The organism is Agromyces sp. Marseille-P2726, assembly GCF_902809835.1.
In the GTDB taxonomy this organism is placed as follows: domain Bacteria; phylum Actinomycetota; class Actinomycetes; order Actinomycetales; family Microbacteriaceae; genus Agromyces.
The window spans coordinates 331638-355060 of the sequence record NZ_CADDWM010000012.1; the positions used below are offsets into that span (position 1 = coordinate 331638).

Consider the following 23423-nt stretch of genomic DNA (forward strand, 5'->3'; position numbering starts at 1 on the left):
GAGACCCCGACCCCGCGCAGCCCCGGTGGTCGAGTAGGCCGCGCAGCAGCCGTATCGAGACCCCGACCCCCGCCGACCCTACTCCACGCCGAGCGCAACCCGCATGCTCCGGTATCCCTCTTCGGCCCGCTGCGCCGCCACGACATCACCCGACCTGCGGTGCACCATGACGAGCGTGCGCCACGACTCGTCGAGCCACGGATCGATCTCGACCGCGCGGCTCGCCGCCGCCGCCGCGGCGTGTCCGTCGCCGAAGCGGAGCTCGAGGTGCGCCAGCGACGCCGCGGCCTCCGCGGCCCGCACCCGGTACCGCTCCCGTGCGCCCGCCACCCATTCCGCCGGACCATCCTCGGGAAGCACGTCTCCCACGTACAGGGCGAGCGCGCCCCGCAGGCCGTTCGCCGTCGTGACGGCGTCGCGCCGAAGCTTCGCCGCAGCGGCCTCCGCGAGCTGGTCGTCGAAATCGGCGAGGTCGCAGTCGTGACGGTCGGCGATGCCGAGCCGGTACGCCTCGCCGACACGTTCGACGATGGATGCCGCCGGGCCGACCAGGTCCGCCGGGAGCGCGCGCCGCAGGCTCGACACGCTCACATGCAGCGCATGCACGGCGGAGTCGATTCCGAGGTCGCCCCACAGGATGTCGGCGATGAGCTCGCGATGCAGGGGAGCGCCGGCGTTGAGGGCGAGCATGCGCAGCAGCGCCCGCGCCGGGGGCCGAACGACCTTGAGCTCGATCTCGGTGCCGTCGGCGCAGAGGTGGAACCCGCCGAAGCACGTGACGGTCAGGTGCGGATGCCGCGGCTCCACCACGACGGTGGGTGCCGACGCTCCGTCGGCGTGCCGTGCGACGCGGGGAAGCGATGACGGAAGCCGTGGCAACCCCACCTCGAACGCGTGACGTCGGGCGCTGGCCATGAGGGCCGGCGCGCGGTTCGACGGCCCCACGAGCGCTCGGGCGGCGTCGAGCAACGGGCGGGTTCCGTCGACGTGGGTGGCGATCGATGCGGTCTCCGCATCGGTGATCTGCCGGCGTGCGTCCGCGGTACCGGATGCCGCCGCGAGCAGCGCGCCGGCCGCGCGCGACCAGGCCGCGACACCCGTGTGCCCGAGCCGTTCGAGCCGATCGGCGAGTGCGTTCGCCTGAACGGATGTCGCGCGGCCCCTGCGCGCTCGGATCACGAAGTCGAGCCCCGCGGTGACGGCGGCGCTCGTGGCATCGCCGCGCACCTCGCACTCGGCGACGACGCCGGCGGCGGATCGGTCGGGCAGGTCGGATGCCGCGGCGACGGCGCCGCGCACCATGCGCGCCTGCGCATCCATCCCGAGCGCGACGCACTCGCGCTCGAGCCCGGCGAGCGCGTCGAGCGTCGCCTCTCGCGGAGCGAGCGACTCGCGGATCATCAGCAGCGCGAGCCGCGCCATCGGATGGGTTGCCGCCTCGTCGGGCGTCCGCAGCGAGAGCTGCAGCAGCGGGACCGCGCCCACCACATCACCGTGACGCAGCCGGGTCATCGCCGCGTCGAATGCCGCTGGCCGCGGTGCCGGCGGCCGCGCTGGCGCTGATTGCGCTCCCGGGGGCGACGTGACCGTGGGTGGCGAAGGAAGTGCGATGTCCACGTTCAATCCGGCGCGCGCTCGGAGGTGCCTGCGCAGGATCGGCGGCAACACCCTGGACCCGAGTTGTCGGACATGCATGACGGCACCGCCGTCGACGGCCTCGAACAGTCTGGCCGCGGCATCCGCCCCCAGCAATCGGGCACACGCACCGAACTCAAGGGTCGGGAGGTCGCTGGTGAGCTCGAGCGATCGGACGAGCTCGGTGGGAAGCGCCCTGAGCGCCCGCTCGAGACGGCTGGCCGCGAAGTCGCCCCGAAGCGTCGTTGCGACGGCGGCCTCGAGGGCCTCGGCCTCCACCGATCGTGACCTGACGGCAAGGTCGTGCACGGGCCCGGCCCAGCCGCAGGTCTCGGACACCACCATCGACGCGGACTCCAGGGCGAGCGGGTGACCCGCGACCAGCCGGAACACCTGCGACACCTCATCGATTCGCAACACGAGGTCGGGTGCGGTCACGAGGTCGGGTTCGATGCCGCAGGCGAGCTCGAGCTCGGCCGGGATGGGAAGCCGCGAGGCGAGCACGAGGTGGTGCTCGGCGTCGCAGTGAGCCGCCATTCGTTGGAGGGCCGACTCACCTCGGGTTCCGGCCACGACCTGCACATCGTCGATCGCGACTGTCGTCGTCTCGTCGGTGGCCTCGAGGCTCGCCATCGCGAGGGCTATTGCGGACTCGAGTTGGGCGGGATCCCGGCACTCGCGGCCGAGGTGGACGACCTCGGTGTGGTCTGCAGTCTGGCTCAGGCGACGGAGGAGCGTCGACTTCCCGGCGCCACTCGGCGCCACGATGAACACGCAGGGTTCCTGCAGACGGCGCGCGTGACGCGCCGGGAGAAACGCCCGGCGAGCGGGCTCCCTGAGTCCCGCAGTCCCCCTGTGACGCACCGTCGAACCTCCACGCTGACGGATGTCGTCGGTTCGGGCTCCGACGGAACATAATCTAGCCCTCCCAGCACGCCGCGCATGAGGGAAGGCACTGATTGTTCCGTCGGAGCGGGGTGCGTGCGGGGGTGGGCGCCCGGTTCGAAGCGTCAGTTCGGAGGTGATATCCTCGTACGGTTGCCGAGCGCGGCACACGCCCCGATAGCTCAGTGGTAGAGCACTTCCATGGTAAGGAAGGGGTCGTCAGTTCAATCCTGACTCGGGGCTCGGTTCGGTCCGGGCGTATGCTCGAAGGAACCTTCCCGGCGGGGTAGCTCAGGTGGTTAGAGCACACGGCTCATAATCGTGGTGTCGCGGGTTCGAGTCCCGCCCTCGCTACAGTTTCGTCCTCCTCGAACGCTGCGCCTTCGACGCGCGTCGCGGGAAGGCAGCGTTCCGTGCCTGTTGAGGCATCGCACTGGATGCCCGGTGGCGCGGCTCCGTAGCATCGGCAGTATCGTGACGTAACGATGTCGATGTCCCGGCCGGAGGGACGAGGATGGCCGAACGCATCTGTGGGGTCTGCGGCACCAAGAACGACGCCAATGCGCGCTTCTGCAAGAACTGCGACAACTACCTCGGCTGGGATGTCGGCAGTTCCACGCTCGACGGCGAGGCACTTTCCGGCACCGTTCCTCCCGTCGTCGACGAGGTTCCGGCCGAGTCGGCGGCGACCGATCCCGCTGCGACATCCAACGCGGCGACCAGCGGCGAGTCTGCGCAGGTTACGGGGACCAGCACGACCGCGACCGGCACGGTCGAGCCGCAGCCCGAGAACGAGGGGCACGGCTCGCCGACAGTGACCGTCGCCGATTCCGAGGTGGTCGTGACGCGGGATGCCCCGGCCCAGGTCGAGTTCTCGATCGAGAACACGACCGACATCGTCGACGGGTACGTCATCGAGGCCGTCGACCCGCCGGCGTGGCTCGAACTCGTGCACCCCGATGTTCACCTGATGCCGGGAGAGGCCCGTGCCTACTCGCTGTCGCTCGGGTTGCGGGGCGAGGCAATGGTGGTGGCGCAGCGTTTCCCGCTCACCCTCGTCGCCCGTTCGCTGGAGGACGCGCAGCGCAGCGCTGACCTCCGCGTCGTCGTGACCGTGCCGCCGTACGGGCCGCGCCCCACGCTCGAAGCCCAGCCGGCGCTCATCCGCCTCGAGGACGCGGACTCGGGCTCGTTCTCGGTGCGGCTCGACAACCGTGCCGCGAACTACCCGCAGACCCTCGGAATGAGCGGCAGCGATGCCGAGGGCGTCGTGAAGTTCACGTTCACGCCCGAGGTGGTCGAGGTGCCGGCCGGCTCGATGGTCGAGGTCGCTGCCACGTTCAGGGCGCCGCAACCCGCGCCCGGCCAGCAGCTGAACCGCCAGCTCACGGTGGCCGCGACGAACGACGAGGGTCCGATCACGACGATCGTCACCCTCGTGCAGAGCACCGAGGCGGCCCCGGTCGACGCGCCGATCCGCGTGCAGGTGCAGCCCAGCAGCATCCGGCTCGTCGATGCCACCGAGGCCGACTTCGAGGTGCATGTCGACAACCGTGGCGGCCATTCGGGGGTCACGGTCGCGCTGTCCGGCGTCGATCCCGAACAGCGGCTCTCCTTCGCGTTCGTGCCGGCGCGGTTCGTCGCGGTTCCCGGACACGTCACCCGAGCCAACGGCCGGCTCCGAGCGCATCAACCACCGCGCGGGACGAGCGCGACGCATCCGTTCACCGTGATCGCCTCCGACGGGACGACGGATGTCGAAGCCTCGGCCTCGCTCGAGATCAGCGCGTCGGCCGCCGCGATCGCAACCGCCGAACTGCGCGCCCACCCCGAGAAGCTGAACATCGGCACGCGCGGCGACGGCCAGTTCTCCATCGAGGTCGACAACCGCAGGGGCGCCGAGCCGCTGAACGTGGCCTTCGCCGGGCAGTCCGACGACGGGCTCGTGCGCGCTCGGTTCACACCGCCGAACCTCGCCGTCGCACCCGGTGCCGTGGGGCACACCCGGATGTCGGTGTCGAGCCCCCACCCACCCCCGCGCGAGGTCGGCGTGCGTCGACTCGAGATCCTCGCGTCCGACGGAACGCAGAGCCTCACCGCGAACGCGGAGCTCACGCAGACGGGGCCCGATCGTCGGCGACCGGCCAGTCGGTGGCTCGTGGTGCTGGGAGCGCTGCTCGTGCTGGTCGGCGCCCTCGTGATCCCATGGTTCCAGGACTCGCCGGTGAACCTCGACGTCGGGATCGTGCCCCAGGTGCTCATCGACGTGCTCAACCAGGGTGTGCCACCGTTCACGGCGGCGATCGCCGTGGCGGAGGCGCCGCTGCGCATCCTGCTGGTGGTCCTGGCGGTCGCAATGCTGTTCGGGATGGCGGGCAAGGGAGGATTGACGCGCAAGTGCGCCATCCTCGCGGTGCTGTTGAGCGTCGCCTACGTCGTGTCGATCGCCGTCGTGATCTCGTCGTTCCCACCTCTCTCGTTCGGCATTCCGATCATCTGGCTGGGCGCCGTGCTCGCCTACATCGGAGGAGTACTCGCCCGCCCTGCCGAGTGACCAGGTGGTCCAGGGCGAGCCGCGCCTCGACCGCGCTTCGCCGTCGGCCGAGCTTCCGTACAGCGGAATCCGCGCTCGTCGCGCTTCGATCGACGCGATAGCTTGACACCGGTCAGCCCGAAAGGAACCGCCGATGTCGTCGACGCCCTACCTGTTCCATGCGCCGCGCAGCACGCCCGAATCTCGCGCAGGCAAACCGCCCGCCCCGCGCACCGAGCGCGCGGAGGGGATGATGATCGAGCGCGACGTCGAGGTTGTGGCCGCGTCGGGTCGCACCATCCAGGCCGACATCTATCGACCGGATTCCGAGGAACCTGCCGCGGTGCTCATCGCCTGGTCGCCGTATGGCAAGCACAACCCTGCCCCGATCGGGGTGATCTACCCCGACAGTGGCGTGCTGCCCGAGCACATCGGTCCGAAGACCACGTTCGAGGCGCCGGACCCCGACTACTGGGTGCCGCACGGCTACGCCATCGTCGTCGCGGACATCCCCGGAACGTGGTACGCACGTGGCCCCGCCACCTACTGCTCGCCCGAGGAGGCAGAGGACTTCCGCGACTTCATCGAGTGGGCCGGAACGCAGCCGTGGAGCAACGGGAAGGTCGGTCTCTCGGGCGTCTCGTACCTCACGGTGTCGCAATGGCGCGTCGCCGAGTTGCATCCGCCCCATCTCGCCGCGATCAACCCGTGGGAGGGCTGGACCGACACGTATCGCGAAGTCGCTCGCCACGGCGGGATTCCCGAGACCTCCTTCTGGCCCTACATCTGGGAGCGGTGGGGCGCGAGCACCGGGGACATCGAGGATCTCGAGCGCGAAACCGAGGCCCACCCGTTCTACGACGTCTTCTGGGAGACCAAGTCGGCGAACCTCGAGCGGGTCACGGTGCCCGCGTGGGTGGTCGGCAGCTGGTCCGACCAGGGGCTGCACAGCCGGGGGACCCTGGAGGGCTTCCGAAGAATCTCCTCGACCGAGAAGTGGCTCGACATCCACGGCCGCAAGAAGTGGGGCGAGTACTACCTCCCCGAGAACGTCGAACGGCAACGACAGTTCTTCGACCACTTCCTCAAGGGCATCGACAACGGCTGGGAGAACCGCCCGCGCGTGCTGTACGAACAGCGCGAGTCGTACTACCGGGGCAGCACGCACCCGGCGGATGCATGGCCCATCCCCGAGGTGCGATACCGGGAGCTCTTCCTCGGGGAGAACGGCCACCTCGACGAGGCGCCGCCCGCACACGAGTCGTTCGTCGAGTACGACGGACGCGGAAGCGGCCTGCGGGAGCATCGCGTCGTCTTCGAGCACACCTTCGAGGCACGCACCGCCATCGTGGGGCACACGATCGCCGAGCTGAACGTCTCGGCACCCGACGCGACCGACATCGACCTCTTCGTGGCGCTGTTCAAGCGCGGCGTGGACGGCGAGATCGTCGGCTTCCCCTACTACGCGCAGTTCGAGGACGGTCCCGTCGCGGTCGGATGGCTGCGCGCGTCGCATCGCGAGCTCGACACCGAGAGGTCGTCGAGCTACCTCCCCGTGCTTGCGCATCGGCGGGAGCTTCCGCTGGCCGAAGACGGTCCCACGCACGTGACCGTGGAGGTGCTGCCGTCGGGCACCGTCTTCGAGCCGGGTGAGTCGCTGGTGCTGGTGATCCAGGGCAGGGACGTGATGGACTACTCGGCCAAGGTCTACGCCCGGCACCACGACACCGTGAACAACGGGCGGCACCGCGTCCACCTGGGTGGCGCGATCCCCTCGCGCCTCATCCTGCCGGTGCTGCGTTCGTGAGGCGCGGCGTAGGCTCGCGAAGGTGACGGATGCCACGCGGCTCGCCCCGCTCGGACTCGGCCTGGCCGCAATCGGCCGGCCCGCCTACATCACCGAGGGGCGCGACGCCGTGCTCGGCCACGATCGCAGCGTCGACACGATGCGGAAGCGTGCCCACGACATGCTCGACACGGCGTGGGAGCGCGGCATCCGATTCATCGATGCCGCGCGATCGTATGGGCGGGCCGAGGAGTTCCTCGGGTCGTGGCTCGCGGCTCACCCCGAACGGCGCGCCGAGCTGACGATCGAGTCGAAGTGGGGCTACGCGTACGCGGGCGAGTGGCGCATGGACGCCCAGGTGCACGAGCGGAAGGAGCACACGCTCGCCATGTTCCGGGGGCAGTGGCCCGAGACGCTCGCCGCGCTCGGCGGCCCGCCCGACCTGTACCTCGTGCACTCGCTGACGCCCGACAGCCCGGCTCTCGCCGACGGTGAGCTGCTCGACGCGCTGCGCGAGCTCGCGGTATCCGGCGTCCGGGTCGGGGTCTCGACGAGTGGGCCTGCTCAGGATGCCGCGCTCGACGCGGCTCGCGAGTTGCCCGATTCCCCGTTCACCGCCGTGCAGGCGACGTGGAGTCTGCTCGAGCCGTCGGCGGGGCCAGCACTCGCCCGCGCGCACGATGCCGGCTGGTTCGTCGTGGTCAAGGAGGCGGTCGCGAACGGGCGGCTGGCACCGGGCGGCGATGTCGAGGCGGCCGCGGCGCTCGCCGCCGTGGACGGCCAGACCGTCGACGCGCTCGCCATCGGCGCGGCGCGCTCCCAGCCGTGGGCCGATGTCGTGCTCTCGGGAGCGATCGCGCCCGATCAACTCGACTCCAACCTCGCATCGAAAGCGCCGACGGCCGACCCGGCCGTGCTCGCAACGCTCGCCGAGGATCCTGCCCGGTACTGGGCGGCACGCGGCGAGCGACGTTGGACCTGAGCGGTAGCGCACCCGGCGGGGACGACCTCACCCGCCTCAAGTTCGCGCAGGGAGCGACGCCCGCCGATGGCGAGTGATCCGTATCGCGCGGACGCAGCATCCGGTATGAAGAGAGCATGAAGCTCCAGCACACCGGTGCGGCACAGAACTGCGCCCGATCATGAGCGAGGAGCGCGAGGCCCTCATCGCCGCGGTGCGCGAGTTCGCCGACGCGGAGCTCGCCCCGAACGCCTCGCAGTGGGATGCCGAGAAGTTCTTCCCGATCGACACGCTTCGCAAGGCCGGCAGTCTCGGACTCGGCGGCGTCTACGTGCGCGAGGACTTCGGCGGCTCCGCCCTGACGAGGGCCGACGCCGTCGCCGTGTTCGAGGAGCTCGCGAAGGGCGACACGACCGTCGCCGCGTACATCTCGATCCACAACATGGTCGCGTGGATGATCGACACCTTCGGCGACGAGGGGCAGCGCGAACGCTGGGTCCCGGGTCTCGCCGCCATGACCGACCTCGGCAGCTACTGCCTCACCGAGCCGGGGGCGGGGTCGGATGCCGCGGCCATCACGACCTCGGCCGTCCGCGACGGTGACGACTACGTCATCGACGGCGTCAAGCAGTTCGTCTCGGGTGCCGGGTCGTCGGCGGTCTACGTGGTCATGGCGCGCACGGGTGGGCCCGGGGCGAAGGGGATCAGCGCCATCGTCGTTCCCGACGGAACCCCCGGCCTGAGCTTCGGGCGCAACGAGGCGAAGATGGGCTGGAACGCCCAGCCGACCCGACAGGTCATCCTCGAGGGTGTACGCGTGCCGGTCTTGAACCGGCTGGGGGCCGAGGGCGCCGGGTTCGGCATCGCCCTGAAGGGGCTCAACGGCGGCCGCCTGAACATCGCCGCCTGTTCCATCGGTGGCGCGCAGTGGGCGCTCGAGCGGGCCATCCAGTACGTGCACGAGCGCGAGACGTTCGGTGCGCCGCTCGCGGAGAACCAGTCGATCGTGTTCACGCTGGCCGACATGGAGACCGAGCTGCAGGCTGCGCGTGCGCTGCTGGAGCGGGCGGCGATCAAGGCCGACGAGGGAGCGGTCGACGTCGTCACCGCGTGCGCCATGGCGAAGCGGTTCGCAACGGATGCCGCGTTCAGCGTCGCCAACACGGCGCTGCAACTGCACGGCGGCTACGGTTACCTGCACGAGTACGGCATCGAGCGCGTGGTCCGCGATCTGCGCGTGCACCAGATCCTCGAGGGCACGAACGAGATCATGCGGCTGATCGTGGGTCGGAACCTGGTGAAGCGGCCCGAGTGAGCGACCGCAGGCACGGATGCCGCGGCATCCGCCTGCTGCTGTACCAACCCATCGCGCTTCTCAGCTGAGTTAGGCATGATTAACTGGTTCGGGCGAGCGCCGCGACTCGCCGATGATGAAAGGACTCGGGCCCGATGAAGATCATCGTCCTCGTGAAGGAGGTCCCCGACACGTACGGGGAGCGAAAGCTCGACCTCGAGACGGGGCTCGCCGACCGCGCCGCGAGCGAGGCCGTGCTCGACGAGATCAGCGAGCGAGCGCTCGAGGTGGCGCTCTCGTATGCCGACTCCGCCCCCGACACGGAGGTCGTGGTGCTGTCGATGGCGCCCGAGAGCGCCGCCGCGACGATCCGCAAGGGACTGGCGATGGGAGCGGCATCCGCCGTGCACGTGACCGACCCCGCGTTGGCCGGGGCCGACCTCGGTCTCACCGCGCGCACGCTCGCGGCCGCCATCCGGCGCACCGGCTTCGACCTCGTCATCACCGGCAACCTCTCGACCGACGGCAGCGGCGGCGTGCTGCCCGCGATGCTCGCCGAGCTGCTCGAGGTGCCGAACATGACGGCCCTCTCGGTGGTCGAGGTCACCGCCGACTCGGTGACCGGAACGCGCAGCGCCGACGACGGCGACATGCGGGTCAGGGCTCCGCTGCCCGCGGTCATCTCCATCAACGAGGCGCTCCCCGACGCGCGCTTCCCCAACTTCAAGGGCATCATGGCGGCGAAGAAGAAGCCGTTCGAGACGCTCAGCGCGGCCGACCTCGGCGTCGACCCCGAGGATGTCTCCGCCCCGGCTTCGATCATGACGGCCATCGCCGAGAAGCCTCCGCGCTCTGCGGGCGTGAAGATCACCGACGAGGGCGACGGTGGCACGAAGATCGCCGAGTACCTCATCGAGAACCGGCTCGTCTGAGAGGAAGACCATGACCGACCACCCCGCAGACTCCATCCTCGTCCTCCTCCAGGCCACGGCGACCGGTGAGCTCGCGAAGAGCACTGCCGGCCTCCTCGGTGCGGCCGCGCAGATCGGCACACCCGTCGCGCTCATCGTCGCCGATTCCGCTCAGTCGCAAGCGCTCGCCGAGCAGGCCGCCGCGGCCGGTGCCGAGCGAGTCCTCGTCGCCGAGCCCGACTCGTCGTCGGCGCAGCTCCCCGTGCCGATGGTCGATGCGCTCGCCGCGGCCGCCGCAGCGGTCGCGCCCGACGCGGTGCTCGTCTCGAACTCGATCGAGGGCCGCGACGTCGCAGGCCGCTTCGCCGCACGCACGAACGCCCCGATCGCCGTCGACGTGGTCGGCGTCTCCCGCGACGAGGAGGGCGTCGTCGCGCACCACTCGGTGTACGGCGGCTCGTACAACGTCGACTCGGCCGCCACCTTCGGGCCGCTCGTCGTGACGGTGCGCCAGGGTGCGGTCGAGGCTCGTGCCGATGCACGACCCGTCGCCGTGGAGACGCTCGAGGTGGCCGCGTCGAATGCGCCGGCCGCCACGATCGAGTCGTTCGAGCCGGCCGCCGAGTCGTCGAGCCGACCCGAGCTCCGCGGGGCGACGAGGGTCGTGTCGGGCGGCCGAGGCCTCGGCTCCGCCGAGAACTTCGCGCTCGTCGAGGAGCTGGCCGACGCGCTCGGTGCCGCCGTCGGGGCATCCCGAGCTGCGGTCGACGCCGGCTATGTACCCGCCACGCACCAGGTCGGCCAGACCGGCGTCTCGGTGTCTCCGCAGCTCTACATCGCGCTCGGCATCTCGGGTGCGATCCAGCACCGCGCCGGAATGCAGACGGCGAAGAACATCGTCGCCGTGAACAAGGACCCCGACGCCCCCATCTTCGAGGTCGCCGACTTCGGGGTCGTCGGCGACGTCTTCACCATCGTGCCGCAGCTCATCAGCGCACTCTCCGAGCGGAAGCGCTGAGCGGTGGCCACCTACTCGCGCACGCTTCGCCGGGGACTGCCTCGCGTCCCCGGGGGCGAGGCGTGGCCTCCCGAGGGCGAAGCGCCCGCGCCCGTCGCGGCGGCGTCGGTCGAGGCTGCCGCGGTCGCTGCGGCGCCCGAGGTGGCGGAGCCGAGCGTCGAGGTGACGGATGCCGCGGCCGCCGTTGCTCACGAGGCTTCGACGGTCGGCGCGCCCGCAGCCTCGGTCGTGCCGGCGCGGTCGATCCGTCGCGGCCTGCCCCGCGTCCCCGGCGGAGAGCCCTGGCCGCCCGGTGGCGCTGCGCCTGCGGCTGCGGCCGCAGCCGCTGAGGCTCCACCGACGCCGACCGAAGCCGTCGCGCTCGAAGTCGCCGCGCCCGCCGCAGCCTCGGCTGCCGGCGCCGCTACGACTGCACCCGACGCGGCGGTCGCCCCGCCGGTGCAGGCGGTCGCCCCGGCACCCGCCTCGGCGCCGGCGGACGTGACCTCCGGTCGCCCGCTCCGCCGCGGCCTGCCGCGGGTGAAGGGTGGAGCGCCGTGGCCCGCCGCGGGCAGCGCGCCCGCCGCGGCATCCGTGCCGGCTGCGGCATCCGCGCCGGTCGTATCAGAGGCCGCGGCGCCGCCGGCGGCCCCATCGCCGGCAGAGCCGGCCGCGGCATCCGTCGAGGCCCCGTCCGCACCGCCCGCCGTCCGGCGTGGCCTCCCGCGGACCGGTGCGGCGGCGGCGGCCGCCGCGACGCCCGAGGTCGCGACGCCCGAGGTCGCCGAGCAGCCCGCGGCCGCGGCATCCGTCGCCACTGCACCTGCAGCACCGACCGGGCGAGCCCCGCTCGCAAGCGCGGCCTCGACTCGCCCGGCGCCTCCTCCCGCGCCACGCCGACCGGCGCGCCCGCCCGTGGAGAAGCCCAGCCGCTTCGGCGACTACACCCCCGGGCAGCTGCTCGGAACCGCCCTCGTCGGCGGGGTCGGGCTGCTGCTCGCCGCCACCGGCGCCGTGGTCGCGACGGGCTGGTTCATCGGCCTTCCGTTCATGCAGGACTTCCTCGCCAGGTATCCGGGCGAGTACGAGCTGCCCGAGGGTGCGCCGGTCGGCATTCCCGCATGGCTCGGCTGGCAGCACTTCTTCAACGTGTTCCTGATCGTGCTGATCATCCGGTCGGGGCTGCAGGTGCGCACCGAGAAGCGGCCCGCCGCGTACTGGACCCCACGCTGGTCGAAGACCCGCAAGATCAGCCTCGCGCTGTGGTTCCACCAGTCCCTCGACATCCTGTGGATCGTCAACGGCGTGGTCTTCGTCGTGCTGCTGTTCGCCACCGGTCAGTGGATGAAGATCGTGCCGACCAGCTGGGAGGTGTTCCCCAACGCGATCTCGGCGGGCCTGCAGTACCTGTCGCTGGACTGGCCCACGGAGAACGGCTGGGTCAACTACAACAGCCTGCAGCAGCTGGCGTACTTCGCGACCGTCTTCATCGCCGCCCCGCTCGCCATCATCACGGGCGTGCGCATGAGCGGCATCTGGCCGAAGAACGCGAAGACCCTGAACCGCCTCTATCCCGTCGAGTGGGCGCGTGCCGTGCACTTCCCGGTGATGCTCTACTTCGTGGCGTTCATCGTCGTGCACGTCGCGCTCGTCTTCGCGACCGGGGCGCTACGGAACCTCAACCACATGTACGCGTCGCAGGACGCGGTCAACTGGGTCGGATTCTGGATCTTCTTCGCGTCGATCGTGGTGATCGCGGCCGCCTGGGTCGCAGCCCGCCCGATGGTGCTCGCGCCGATCGCCGGGCTCTTCGGCAGGGTCGGTCGCTGAGCGTCGCCTCGGCGCCGCTCGACGTCAGGGCGCCGCGCGCTCCGACGCCTCGGGGCCTGACGAGATCGCCGTCCAGGCGGTCCATGCGCCGCTCGACGCCTCGAGCTCATCGACGAGCGCGAGTCCCCGTCGAGCCCACTCGATCTCGCCGCGCGCGCGGTCGACGAGCCCCTCGTACGCGAACCGCTTGAACGCGATCGTCCGTTCGTGCTGCTCGGGCGGAGTGGCGACCAGACGGCGCACGAGCATCGGGTTGTCGACCGCGTCGATGCGCCGCAACTCGCCCTCCCACTGCTCGAGCTCGCCCTGCCACTGTTCCACGTGGGAACGAAGGAACTCGCGAGCCGCCTCAGGCGTGGTCGTCTCGAGGTACGCCGCCCGCAGGTGGGCGGGGTCGCGCACACGCGAGTACTCGAGGGGCGACTCCATCCAGTCGAGAAAGGCGCGGTCACCGGCCTCGGTCACGTGGTAGACGCGCCTGGTGCCGCGTTCGCCGCGCACCTGCTCTTCGCCCCGGATGAGGCCCGCGGCCTCCATCTTGCGCAGCTCGGGATAGATCTGCGAATCGGGAGCATGCCAGACGTGCCCGACCGAGACGGAGAACTGCTTCTGCAGCTCGTATCCCGAGAGGGGTCCGACGCGAAGGAGCGCGAGCAGTGCGTTTCGCAGGCTCATACTCGCGCTCCTCCGGCGTTGGACGTGGCGAGGGGCGACCAGAACTGGCCGTCAGCCCCCGGGGTCAATCTAGCAACTAGGCGGTCTGGTAGTTGGTGCGCCACCCGCCCTGGTACTCGGTGCGCGCGGTGACGGCGTACGGCACCGGGCTCACGACAGCGCGGACCTCGGTCTGCTCGTGCGGCTCGACCGACGCCTTCGACGTGCCGCCGTTCGGCTCGCCCCAGACGACGCGCAGCTCGGTGCCGAGCTCGACGTTCGGGTCGACCGTCGCGAGCGACAGGCCGCGGCGCTCGTTGGCGCTGTACCCGGTGAACATGGAGTAGCCGACGACGGTGCCGTCGGCGTCGACGACCGAGTCGTAGTTCGCCGAGCCGTAGTTGGCAAGCGGAAGGTCGAAGAACTTGTAGTTCGGGCCGTCGACGTTCAGCAGCGAGGTCCAGACCCGGCCGAGGTCCTCGGCATCCCAGGCGAGCGTGACCTTCTTGCGCTGCGTCGACGGGTCGACCTTCTCAAGGGCGTCACGACCGATGAAGTCGTGGTCGAACTTCACGAACGAGCCGTACCCGAGCTCCCACGGGGTCAGGTAGTAGTCCTCGATGTTGTCGGAGACGAAGGAGCCGGCCAGCGTGCCGGTCGCCTCGTAGCTGTCGGCGGGCAGCCACTCGCGGTAGCCCCGCTCCTCTTCGCCGGTGTAGATGGCCGGCAGCGGCGACGGGATCCAGCCCGACTCGAGCGTGTTCGACGGGTATGCCCGCGAGCCGACGGGCACGAGCCCGAACTCGGCACCGGCCTCGACGATCGCGTCGCGGATGCGGCCGTGGTCGGCGTAGGGTCCCCAGATCTCGAGTCCGGGAGCGCCGGCCATGCCGTGGCGGAGCGTGCGCACCGTCGTGCCGTCGATCGTCATGGTCGACATGTTGAAGAACTTGAGCTGCTCCAGCGGGCCGCCGTTGAGCTTCTCGATGACCTGCCAGGCGTTCGGGCCCTGGATCTGGAAGCGGTAGTACTGGCGGCTGACCGACTGGCCGTAGGGACGCGACGGCGAGCGGCGGTCGACGGTGATGTCGAGATTCTTGTAACCGCCGGTCTCACCGTGGTACAGCAGCCAGTTCGCGGCGGGCGCGCGACCGACGTACACGTACTCGTCCTCGGCCTCGCGGAAGAGGATGCCGTCGCCGATCACGTGGCCGGAGGCGGTGGTCGGAACGTACTGCTTCGCCTTGTCGACCGGGAACGTGGCGACCGAGTTGATCGCCGTCGCCTCGATCAGCTTGATCGCGTCGGAGCCCTTCAGGAACAGGTTGTCCATGTGGTGCGACTGGTCGTAGAGGACCGCGGTGTCGCGCCACGCCTTCTGCTCCTTGATCCAGTTCTGGAAGTCGGCCGGCACGACCGGGTAGATGTACGAGCCGATCTGGGAGTTGCGCAGCAGGTCGACGGCGCTTGCGGACGCGTCGAGCACTTCCTGCAGATTCTTGGGTGCCACGAGGTGAACCTCTCTGTTCTTGCTGGTATTGCGGTGGATGGGTTTCATTGGCGGATGCCTCTGGGTGAGACATCCGTCGCCTAGAAGACGATGGTGTGGTTGCCGTGACGGATGACGCGGTCTTGTGCGTGCCATTCCACGGCACGCGACAGCACCGCCCGCTCGACGTAGGCGCCGCGCTTGGCGAGGTCGGCCGCCGAGTGGGCGTGCGTCACGCGGGCGACGTCCTGCTCGATGATCGGCCCTTCGTCGAGGTCTTTGGTCACGTAGTGCGACGTCGCGCCGATGAGCTTCACGCCGCGTTCATGCGCCTTGCGGTACGGCGCCGCGCCGATGAAGGCGGGCAGGAACGAGTGGTGGATGTTGATGACCGGCACGCCGACCTTCGCGAGGAAGTCGTCGGACAGGATCTGCATGTACCGGGCGAGCACCACGAAGTCGACGTTGCCCTGGAGGAGCTTCAGGATCTCGGCCTCGGCGGCCGACTTGTCGGGGCCCTGCGAGGGAACGTGGAAGAACGGCACGCCGAACGAGCGCACGTCTTCGGCGGTGTTCGTGTGGTTCGAGATCACCATGGGGATGGTCACGGGAAGCTCGCCTCGGCGGTGGCGCCAGAGCAGCTCGAGCAGGCAGTGGTCGGAGGTCGACACCATGATCGCCATGCGCTTCGGGATCGACTGGTCGGTGAGGGTCCACTCCAGGCCGAGCGGGCTCAACGTCTTGTCGAGGTCGGCCTCGATGTCGGGCATCGCCACGGCGAAGTCGGGTCGCTGGAACACCACGCGCTGGAAGAACGCGCCGCCGACGGGGTCGTCGGTGTACTGGTCGAGGGTGACGATGTTGCCCTTGTTGCGGGTGATGAGCGCCGTCACCGCGGCGACGATTCCGGGTTGGTCTGGGCCGTGCACGATCAGGCACGCCTGGTCGCTCATGGGTTGGATGTGCAAGCTCATCGTCGTGGCCTCACGCCTGCGCCGCGGTGAACTGGCGCACCCAGTCGGAGGTCGCGAGCAGTCCGCCGAACGTGTAGAAGTGCAGTCCGACGCGCCCGGAGCTCGGGTCTTCGGCGAGGAGCGAGGCGAGGTCGGTCACGAACCGGTCGGGCCCCGCGGTGCCCATGAGGTTGGTGAGCGAGAAGCCGTACTTCTTGACGATCATCGCGTTCGCACCGACACCGAACCGGCGCGCGAACCCGAGCAGACGCTTGATGCCGGCCGGACCGGGCGTGCCGACGCGGATCTGCGTGTCGATGCCGCGCGCGCGGACCGCGTCGATCCAGGACATGACCGGGTCGGTGTCGAAGGCGAACTGGGTCAGGATGACGGCGTCGAGGCCCTGCTCCTTCAACGCGGCCGACTTGTCTTCGAGGTGACGCCACAGGACGTCGTCGGCGATGTCGGGGTGGCCCTCGGGGTAGCCCGCGATGGACACCTCGCGCACCCCGTACTTCTGCAGGACGCCGGAGCGGATCACCGACAGCGAGTCGGGGTACGGGCCCTCGGGCGTGGCCGGGTCGCCGCCGACGGAGAAGACGTGCTCGGTCGCGCCGACCTCCTGCAGGCGGCCGAGGAACTCCTCGAGCTGCTGCTGCGACCCGATGCGACGGGCCGAGATGTGGGGGACCGGCACGAAGCCGAGGTCGCGCACCGCCTTGGCGGCGGCGACTCGCATCTCGAGGTCCTCGTTGCCGAGGAAGGTGACGTTGATCTTCGTGCCCTGCGGGATGCTGTCTTTCGCCTCGATGAGACCGGGGATGTCCTTGCCGGTCATCTCCAGAGAGAAGTCATCGACGAGCTGGAGGGCGGCCTCGCGATTGGGCGCGGGCGTGGTTCTGGTCACTGATCGAAGTCCTTTCCCGCTCAGGGCGGAGCGCTGCGGTGCGCCTGCTCCCCACTTTACCTATCCCAATAGGGACTGTCCATAGGTATCAGAAAAGTTTCCCGCTTCGTTCACGGGCTCCGGCGACTCCGGATTCGACATGCCGGTTGCGTCCGACGAACCCGCCGACGGTCACCTGCACCACGAGCGTGAACACGACGAGCAGGAACGGCGCGAGCCATCCGCCGGTGAGGCTCAACAGGCCGCCGAAGGCGACGGGCCCGATGGCCGCGATCGCGTACCCGCCCGACTGCGCCATGCCCGAGAGTCGCCCTGCCGCGACGGCCGAGCGGGCGCGCAGCCCGAACAGCGTGAAGGTCATCGAGAGGGAGGCGCCGCTCGCGAGTCCGCAGATGAGGACCCAGCCGATGAAGAAGGCGGGAACGGTGATGAGTCCCGTCACCCCGATGATGCCCACCACCGGGATGAGCGCGGGCGTCCAGCGGGCGAGGCCGGGGGCGCGCAGCAGGAACGGGACGCTGAGCGACCCGATCAGCGAGCACACCTGCAGCAGCATCACGTCGATTCCGGCGACCACCTCGGAGCGACCGAGCGTGAGCGCGAACGGGGCGAGCCACGTGATGAGCATGTAGAACCACATCGCCTGCGCACCCATGTAGATGAGCACGAGCCACGCGACCGGGTCGCCCCACATGCCGGCACGGCTCGTCGGTGCTTCGACCTGGTCGACGGGAACCGGTTCCCGTTCCCGGCGCCGGTCGGCGGCTCCACGACGCGTCAGGAGGTGCGCTCCCCAGGCGGCGATCGCCAGCGTCACGAGCGAACCCGACCATAGGAGCGCCCACCGCCATCCGATCTCGTCGCCGTCGACGACGATGTGCGAGATGGGCACCACCACGCCCGAGGCGAGGGCACCCGTGCCCGCGAGGAACGCGGTGAACAACCCGGTCATCCCGGCGACGCGATCGCTGAAGTCGCGTCGGATCACGGCCGGCAGCAGCACGTTCACGATGGCGAGGGATGCCCCGATCAGCACGGTGCCCGCCCAGAGGTTCACGGGCGAGCCCGGCAGCGATCGCCACACCGTTCCGGCGGCGAGGGCGATGAGCGACCACAGCACGGTCTGCGACATGCCGAGTCGCGTGCTCATGCCGTGCGCCAGCGGAGAGACGACGGCGAACGCGATCAGGGGGATGGCCGCGAGCAGGCCCAGCGCCGCCTCGGTCGTGCCCAGGTCGTCGGCGATCTGCGCGAGCAGCGGGCCGACGCCCGCGATCGACGCGCGCAGGTTCGCGGCGATGATGAGGACGGCGACGGCAAGGAGGAGGCGCGGATGCCGCACCGCTACCGGTGCCGGCATCCGCGCCTCCTGACGCTGGACTCGCTCGCTGATCGGAATCCTCAGTGCGCCATCGCGGCCAGTGCGTCGGCGTCGAGGTGGGCGATCGATCGGGTGTCCTGGAACGCCCGCACGCCCTCGATGCCCTGCTCGCGCCCGAACCCGGACTGCTTCATGCCCCCGAACGGAGCCCGCAGGTCGAGTCGGGTCGCGCCGTGGTCGTTGACCCAGACGTAACCGCAGACGAGCTGTGCACCCACGCGGTTCGCGGAATCGCGATCGGCGGTCCACACCGACCCGCAGAGACCGCTCCACGTGTCGTTCGCGGCAGCGATCGCCTCCTCCTCCGAGTCGAACGGGATGATGGGGATCACCGGTCCGAACTGCTCCTGGGTGACGACGCGGAGCGACGGGTCGGGGTCGATCACCAGCGCAGGGCGCAGGAAGTTGCCGCCCTGGAGCTCGGGGTCGGACGGCAGCGTTCCGAACTCGCGCACGTCGGCTCCGGCATCCTTCGCCTCCTGGATGATGTCCTCGACGAACGCCTTCTGCGCCGACTGGTGCAGCGGCCCCATCGTCGTGCCCTCGTCGAGGCCGTAGCCGAGCACGGCCTGCTCGAGCCGCTTCGAGAGCCCGGCCACGAGCTCGTCCATGCGGGAACGGTGCACGTACACGCGCTTCGCGTTCATGCAGATCTGGCCGGTCGTGTCGAAGATCGCCGCGTACAGCCGGTCGAGGTGGGCGTCGTCGAGAATCGCGTCCTCGAGGAAGACGGCGGCGTCGTTCCCGCCGAGCTCGAGGGTCACTCGGGTGAGCGCCTTCGAGGCCATCTCCATGATGCGCTTGCCGCCGTTGACGCTGCCGGTGAAGCAGACCTTGGCGATGTCGGGGCTCTGGATCAGCGCCGACATGTTGGCGTCGGTGCCGGTCACGACGTTGAGCACGCCGGGCGGCAGCTTCTCGGCCACGCGCTGCACCACGCGAGTCGTCGCGAGCGGCGTCGAGGGCGGCGGCTTCACGATCGCCGTGTTGCCGGCGAGCAGGGCGTGCGGCAGGGATGCGCCGAGGATCGCGATCGGCCAGTTGAACGGCACGATGATGGTCACCGGTCCGATGGACTGGTACGCCACCTCGGTCGTCACCGGGATCTGCCCGGGCACGACGGGAAGCGTCTTGCCCCCGTCGACCTCGTCGGCGAGCATCAGCGCGAGATTCCACCGGATCTCGAAGACGAGGGCGTCGACCCACGCCTCCATCCGGATCTTGCCGTTCTCCTGCGAGAGGATCGCGGCATCCGTGTCGCGGTCGTCGGCGATGCCCGCGATCGCGTCGGCCATCTTCGCGGCCCGCTCCTGCGCGCTCAACGCGGACCACGCCGGGTACGCCGCCCTGGCCGCGGCGATGGCATCGGCGACATCCGCCTCGGACGCGGACGCGGCCTCGCCGACGGTGACGCCCGGCTTGCCCGGGTCGGCGACCGTCAGCACCTCATCGGTGAAGCGTTCCTCGCCACCGATGTACAAGCCGGTCCGCACTCGGGTCGAGGTCTGCACGCCGCCCGTGGCCTGCGTACCCGTATCGGCTGCGGTGCCGGATGCGGCATCCGTGCTGACCACAGCGTTCTCCATGTCGCTCATGCGACTCCCCACCTCTCTGTGCTCGGGATCATGCTGTCTCCAGTCCATCACGGTTCCGGTCGGGCGGAACCGGTTCGGTGCAGATCGTCTGTTCCGCTACTTCTTCACGATCGGCGTGCCGTGCGTGTGGAACGTCTCGATCGTCTTCATGCCCCAGGCCTGGCCCTTCTTGCGCTCCTCCTGCGTCCACTCGACGACCGGGGAATCGGGATCGAGCAGCAGCCGTGCGCCGGCGTTGGCCAACTCGATGCGGTTGCCACCGGGCTCCCAGACATAGAGGAAGAAGGTCTGGTTGATGGCGTGCTTGTGCGGGCCGGACTCGATGTGGATGCCGTTCTCGAGGAAGATGTCGGCGGCCTTGAGGATGTCCTCCCGGGTGTCGGGCGCGAAGGCGATGTGGTGCAGGCGGTTGCCGTGCTTTAGCCCGGCGGCGGAGTAGACGATGTCGTACGGCTTGTTGTTGAAGTGGAACCACCACGCCGCGAACCCGCCCTCGTCGAGAGCGATGCGCTCGCTCTCGCGGCCCTGGAGCGCCTTCGCCACGAATTCGCCGTTCGCCACGACGTCTTTCGCGAGGTAGTTGATGTGGTCGAGACGGCGGGCGTTGACGCCGCGGCCGGGGAACGCCGACGCCTGGTTCTTCAGGGCCGGCTTGTCGTCGGTGGCGACGTAGCGCTCGCTCTCGTAGTAGATGCCCATGGTGTGGCCGTCGGGGTCCTGGAACATGTAGGTCGGTCCGGTGCCGACTTCGCCGTCGACCCATCCGGTTCCCAGGCCCATCTTCTCGATCGCCGCGACCCGGCGCTCGAGCGCCTCCTGGCTGGTCGTTCGGAACGTCGTGCGGCCGACTCCGGCGTCATCGGCGGCGGTGAGCTTGATCGTGTAGAGCTGGTACTCGTCCCAGGTGCGGAGGAACACCGAGTCGCCCTCCTCTGCGACGACGCGCATCGCGAGCAGGTCGCGGAAGAACCAGAGGCTCTCGTCGAAGGTGGGCGTCAGCAGCTCGACGTTGCCGAGATGCGCGACGTCGAACGAGGTGTACTCGGTCATTTCGAATGGTCCTCTCTGGATGAGGGTCGGGATCTGCGTTCGAGCATCAGAGGCGGGGTCGGGGGAAGACGAGACCGTCGAAGATCTTGCGTGCGGTACGCAGCGAGGTCGACGTTCCGCGCCACACGCCGTCGTCTCCCCGGTCCACTCGGATTCGCGCCGGAAAGGAGCCCGTCGGGTGCTCGATCCGGTACGGGCCCGTCTCGGGGATCTGTGCGAAGTCGTGGCCCACGGCGCCCGGCATGGTCACCCCGGCAGCCACGGATGCCGCCATCAGGACTCCGATCGAGGAGTGCACCCGTGTGGGGATGAAGCCGCGCGTGCCGACGACGCCGCCGTCTCGCGGCGGTGAGAGCAGGAACATCTTCGGAACGGTCTGCTCGGCCACGTCGCCCAGGCCCATCATCCGCCCGGCCTCCAGGCGGATCGCCTCGATCGCGCTGCGAAGATCGGGGCGGGACTCGAGGTCCTCAGGGGACTCATCGCCGGCGACGCCGAACTCGTCCGCACGCAGCAGCACCACCGGCATCCCGTTGTCTACGAGGGTCGCACGGTGCCCGGCGATCTCGTCGGCCACGTTGCCGGTGGGCAGCAGCGGCTTGTCGCCTGCCGCCATCTCGACGTCGATGTGGCATGCGGTGCCCGGGACGCCGTCGATCGAGGCGTCGCCGTCGTAGTCGGGACGGCCGCCGGATGTGGCGAACGTCGCCGTGGCGACATCCCCGGTGTTCAGCAGCCGGATGCGGACGGCCGTCGTCGAGTCACCGGCGGGCACGAGGCCGCGCTCGACCGCGAACGGTCCGACACCCGCGAGCAGATTGCCGCACGTCTGCTTGGTGCTCACCGAGGGCTGATCGACGACGACCTGCAGGAACAGGTAGTCCACATCGATGTCGGGGTCGTCGGAACGGGAGACGATGGCGACCTTGCTGGTGAGCGGGTGCGCCCCGCCCAACCCGTCGATCTGCTTGGGGTCGGGGCTCCCCATGATGCGCAGCAGCAGGTCGTCTCGTTCGAGCACGTCGGTCGGAACATGCTCCGGAAGGAAGTACGCGCCCTTGGAGGTCCCTCCGCGCATGAGCATGCACGGGATGCCGTCGCGAACAGGATCAGCGGCGGCCATCGTCGTATTCCGCCTGCGTGAGGTACCGCACGCCGAGGCCATCGAGCACCGGCCGGAGCCCGTTGACATCCATCGAGATCTCGCCGGCCTCGTAGCGTGCGCGGTTCGCGGCCTCGCGCTCGGAACGCGAGCGCGCCGCGTCGAGGGCCGCTGCGGCACGCTCCCGCGGCACGATGGTCACGCCGTCGTCATCGGCGACGACCACATCGCCCGGGTTCACCACGACACCGTCGAGGATCACCGGCACGTTGACCGAACCGGCGGTGTCCTTCACGGTGCCCTCGGCGCTGACATGCGCGGTCCAGACCGGGAACCCCATGTCTCGCAGTTCCCTGGTGTCGCGCACACCGCCCGACGTCACATAGGCTCGGACGCCGCGCACCTGCATCTGGGTCGCCATCAGCTCGCCGATGAAGCCGAACGCGGAGTCGGTCGTCGGCACGACGACGATCACGTCCCCGGCCGCGGCCTGCTCGATCGCCACGTGAACCATGAGGTTGTCGCCCGGCGCAGTCAGCACGGTCACCGCCGTGCCGGATACGGCCGCACCCTGCTGGATCGGCCGGATGCGCGGGCCGGCGTAGCCGATCCGACCCAGTGCCTCGTGCACCGTCGCCGAGCCGAACTCGCCGAGGGCGTCGACGACATCGCGCTCGGCTCGCGCGATGTCGGTGACGACGATGCCGCTCATTCGAGGACGCTCGTCACCTGGGGGAAGTACCGCACATAGGCCTCACCCATGGTCTCGTGGGGCAGCCCGAGGTTGGGGCCGGCGTTGCGCTTCACCTGCACGCCGCGGCGGATCGCGAGGTCGGTGTAGTACGACCACATGTGCTTCTGCGCCGGAAGGCACTCCATCGCCTTGCGCTTCGACGGGAAGGCGTCGGTGATGTCGAGGAGCACGTCGGGCTTGAAGTCGCACTGCTCGGGCTGGTGCGGCTCGAAGAAGAACACCGGCGGCGCGCCGATGATCTCGTCCTTCGAGGGCGAGGAGCCGTCGGCGTTGGCGACGCCGATCGCCTGTGCGAGCACCCGCGCCTCGAGGGCCATGCGGGCGGCGGCGGGGTGGTCGCCGTTGTAGGGGTCGGTCAGCGTGTGCGTCAGCACGACCGTGGGCTGCACGCGCCGGTACACGTCGACGAGCTGCGCCACCGCCTCGGGCGTCTCGCGCAGCGGGTAGTCGCCGAGGTCGAGGAACTCGATCTCGGCGCCCAGGGCGGATGCCGCGGCCTCCGCTTCCTCACGACGGATCCGCTTGATCTCGTCGAGGCTCTTGCCCTGCAGCCACTGGCTGGCCGATTCGCCCCGCTCGCCGTACGAGAGGCAGACGACGACGGCTCGCTCCCCGCGGGCGGTGGCTGCGGCGATCGCGCCTCCGGCCCGCCATACGAAGTCCCCCGCGTGTGCGCTCACGACCAGAAGGGTGTTCTCAGCCAAAG

General features: G+C 69.9%; 18 protein-coding genes and 2 tRNA genes. 9 read left to right on the forward strand and 11 right to left on the reverse strand.

What is annotated here, in order from left to right; genetic code table 11:
* Positions 1-78: 78 nt before the first annotated feature.
* Positions 79-2409: a BTAD domain-containing putative transcriptional regulator gene (locus HUS56_RS07840; RefSeq protein WP_173922831.1), complete on the reverse strand. Its 2331-nt coding sequence runs from the start codon at positions 2407-2409 to the stop codon at positions 79-81.
* A 282-nt stretch (positions 2410-2691) separates the two neighbouring features.
* Here HUS56_RS07840 and HUS56_RS07845 point away from each other — a divergent pair.
* From HUS56_RS07845 to HUS56_RS07885, 9 genes are all read left to right on the forward strand, one after another.
* Positions 2692-2763, forward strand: a tRNA-Thr gene (locus tag HUS56_RS07845).
* A gap of 37 nt (positions 2764-2800) precedes the next feature.
* A tRNA-Met gene (locus HUS56_RS07850) sits at positions 2801-2874 on the forward strand.
* Between the two features lie 160 nt (positions 2875-3034).
* A complete protein-coding gene (locus HUS56_RS07855) occupies positions 3035-5074 on the forward strand; it encodes a zinc ribbon domain-containing protein (protein WP_173922832.1) in 2040 nt (679 codons plus the stop codon).
* A 133-nt stretch (positions 5075-5207) separates the two neighbouring features.
* Positions 5208-6860: a CocE/NonD family hydrolase gene (locus HUS56_RS07860; protein ID WP_173922833.1), complete on the forward strand. Its 1653-nt coding sequence runs from the start codon at positions 5208-5210 to the stop codon at positions 6858-6860.
* A 22-nt stretch (positions 6861-6882) separates the two neighbouring features.
* Complete coding sequence (locus tag HUS56_RS07865; RefSeq protein ID WP_173922834.1) at positions 6883-7821, forward strand: aldo/keto reductase; 939 nt, start codon at positions 6883-6885, stop codon at positions 7819-7821.
* Positions 7822-7981: 160 nt separating this feature from the next.
* Entirely contained in the window at positions 7982-9115 is a 1134-nt protein-coding gene (locus tag HUS56_RS07870) for an acyl-CoA dehydrogenase family protein (protein WP_173922835.1), read from the forward strand.
* A gap of 134 nt (positions 9116-9249) precedes the next feature.
* Positions 9250-10026 (forward strand): electron transfer flavoprotein subunit beta/FixA family protein, encoded by a 777-nt coding sequence (locus HUS56_RS07875; RefSeq protein ID WP_173922836.1) that lies wholly within the window; start codon positions 9250-9252, stop codon positions 10024-10026.
* A gap of 10 nt (positions 10027-10036) precedes the next feature.
* Positions 10037-11023, forward strand: a complete 987-nt coding sequence (locus HUS56_RS07880) for an electron transfer flavoprotein subunit alpha/FixB family protein (protein ID WP_173922837.1) — start codon at positions 10037-10039, stop codon at positions 11021-11023.
* 3 nt (positions 11024-11026) lie between these two features.
* On the forward strand, positions 11027-12832 hold the full coding sequence (locus tag HUS56_RS07885; RefSeq protein WP_173922838.1) for a cytochrome b/b6 domain-containing protein: 1806 nt from the start codon (positions 11027-11029) through the stop codon (positions 12830-12832).
* A 24-nt stretch (positions 12833-12856) separates the two neighbouring features.
* On the opposite strand, the gene HUS56_RS07890 is transcribed toward HUS56_RS07885, so the two are convergent.
* The 10 genes from HUS56_RS07890 to HUS56_RS07935 form a co-directional block, all read right to left on the reverse strand.
* Entirely contained in the window at positions 12857-13507 is a 651-nt protein-coding gene (locus tag HUS56_RS07890; protein WP_173922839.1) for a PadR family transcriptional regulator, read from the reverse strand.
* Positions 13508-13583: 76 nt separating this feature from the next.
* Positions 13584-14996, reverse strand: a complete 1413-nt coding sequence (locus HUS56_RS07895) for an aminomethyl transferase family protein (protein WP_254431341.1) — start codon at positions 14994-14996, stop codon at positions 13584-13586.
* An 80-nt stretch (positions 14997-15076) separates the two neighbouring features.
* On the reverse strand, positions 15077-15949 hold the full coding sequence (purU, locus tag HUS56_RS07900) for a formyltetrahydrofolate deformylase (RefSeq protein ID WP_173922841.1): 873 nt from the start codon (positions 15947-15949) through the stop codon (positions 15077-15079).
* A 10-nt stretch (positions 15950-15959) separates the two neighbouring features.
* Positions 15960-16766, reverse strand: coding sequence for a methylenetetrahydrofolate reductase (locus HUS56_RS07905; protein WP_173922893.1), 807 nt, complete (start codon positions 16764-16766; stop codon positions 15960-15962).
* Between the two features lie 157 nt (positions 16767-16923).
* Positions 16924-18195: an MFS transporter gene (locus HUS56_RS07910; protein WP_254431342.1), complete on the reverse strand. Its 1272-nt coding sequence runs from the start codon at positions 18193-18195 to the stop codon at positions 16924-16926.
* Between the two features lie 41 nt (positions 18196-18236).
* Positions 18237-19802, reverse strand: a complete 1566-nt coding sequence (locus HUS56_RS07915) for an aldehyde dehydrogenase family protein (RefSeq protein ID WP_173922842.1) — start codon at positions 19800-19802, stop codon at positions 18237-18239.
* Between the two features lie 105 nt (positions 19803-19907).
* Positions 19908-20861, reverse strand: a complete 954-nt coding sequence (locus HUS56_RS07920) for a VOC family protein (RefSeq protein ID WP_173922843.1) — start codon at positions 20859-20861, stop codon at positions 19908-19910.
* Between the two features lie 46 nt (positions 20862-20907).
* Positions 20908-21984 (reverse strand): PrpF domain-containing protein, encoded by a 1077-nt coding sequence (locus HUS56_RS07925; RefSeq protein WP_173922844.1) that lies wholly within the window; start codon positions 21982-21984, stop codon positions 20908-20910.
* On the reverse strand, positions 21971-22675 hold the full coding sequence (locus tag HUS56_RS07930) for a 4-carboxy-4-hydroxy-2-oxoadipate aldolase/oxaloacetate decarboxylase (protein WP_173922845.1): 705 nt from the start codon (positions 22673-22675) through the stop codon (positions 21971-21973). Before HUS56_RS07930 ends, HUS56_RS07925 begins: the two co-directional genes overlap by 14 nt.
* Positions 22672-23421 (reverse strand): PIG-L deacetylase family protein, encoded by a 750-nt coding sequence (locus HUS56_RS07935; protein ID WP_254431343.1) that lies wholly within the window; start codon positions 23419-23421, stop codon positions 22672-22674. The genes HUS56_RS07930 and HUS56_RS07935 overlap by 4 nt, the downstream gene beginning before the upstream one ends.
* Positions 23422-23423: the final 2 nt, after the last annotated feature.

Bases quoted from the DNA above. Each gene is read 5' to 3' on its own strand.
- HUS56_RS07855 (WP_173922832.1), top strand. From the start codon at position 3,035: ATGGCCGAACGCATCTGTGGGGTCTGCGGCACCAAGAACGACGCCAAT.
- HUS56_RS07860 (WP_173922833.1), top strand. From the start codon at position 5,208: ATGTCGTCGACGCCCTACCTGTTCCATGCGCCGCGCAGCACGCCCGAA.
- HUS56_RS07870 (WP_173922835.1), top strand. From the start codon at position 7,982: ATGAGCGAGGAGCGCGAGGCCCTCATCGCCGCGGTGCGCGAGTTCGCC.
- HUS56_RS07875 (WP_173922836.1), top strand. From the start codon at position 9,250: ATGAAGATCATCGTCCTCGTGAAGGAGGTCCCCGACACGTACGGGGAG.
- HUS56_RS07880 (WP_173922837.1), top strand. From the start codon at position 10,037: ATGACCGACCACCCCGCAGACTCCATCCTCGTCCTCCTCCAGGCCACG.
- HUS56_RS07890 (WP_173922839.1), bottom strand. From the start codon at position 13,507: ATGAGCCTGCGAAACGCACTGCTCGCGCTCCTTCGCGTCGGACCCCTC.
- purU (WP_173922841.1), bottom strand. From the start codon at position 15,949: ATGAGCTTGCACATCCAACCCATGAGCGACCAGGCGTGCCTGATCGTG.
- HUS56_RS07905 (WP_173922893.1), bottom strand. From the start codon at position 16,766: ATGACCGGCAAGGACATCCCCGGTCTCATCGAGGCGAAAGACAGCATC.
- HUS56_RS07910 (WP_254431342.1), bottom strand. From the start codon at position 18,195: ATGCCGGCACCGGTAGCGGTGCGGCATCCGCGCCTCCTCCTTGCCGTC.
- HUS56_RS07915 (WP_173922842.1), bottom strand. From the start codon at position 19,802: ATGGAGAACGCTGTGGTCAGCACGGATGCCGCATCCGGCACCGCAGCC.
- HUS56_RS07920 (WP_173922843.1), bottom strand. From the start codon at position 20,861: ATGACCGAGTACACCTCGTTCGACGTCGCGCATCTCGGCAACGTCGAG.
- HUS56_RS07925 (WP_173922844.1), bottom strand. From the start codon at position 21,984: ATGGCCGCCGCTGATCCTGTTCGCGACGGCATCCCGTGCATGCTCATG.
- HUS56_RS07930 (WP_173922845.1), bottom strand. From the start codon at position 22,675: ATGAGCGGCATCGTCGTCACCGACATCGCGCGAGCCGAGCGCGATGTC.